This window comes from Roseovarius halophilus (ex Wu et al. 2025) (assembly GCF_047086965.1).
On record NZ_JBKOTX010000603.1, the window covers coordinates 1 to 331 of the forward strand.

The 331-nt window shown below is 65.0% G+C and carries 1 protein-coding gene; it reads left to right on the top strand.

Features of this window, described 5'->3' with window-relative positions; translation table 11 throughout:
- Positions 1–259: transposase (locus ACH107_RS33680; RefSeq protein ID WP_412509908.1), on the top strand; the 259-nt coding region annotated here is incomplete at its 5' end.
- Between the last annotated feature and the right edge of the window lie 72 nt (positions 260–331).

The following is a 331-nucleotide window of genomic DNA, read 5'->3' on the forward strand; positions in this document are numbered from 1 at the left end:
GAAGCTCAAGAGCCACATCCACCGCAAGGGCAAGCGGGGCAAGCCGCTGACAGATCAGGCGACGGGCAGCAACCGGACCAAATCGACCGTGCGTGTCCGCGTGGAACATGTCTTCGGCGCGCAGGCCAATGACATGGGCGGCACGCTGGTGCGCACGGTCGGCATGGCGCGCGCCAAGGCGAAGATCGGGATGAAGAACATCGCTTACAACATGCGCCGCCTTGTGCAGCTCCGCCGCATCAACCCGTGCCCGGCGTGAACACCGGGCAAACCAGCGCGCAGGTCAGGCCGCAAATCTGGAGAAACCGGGGATGAAAGGCACCGAGCCGTG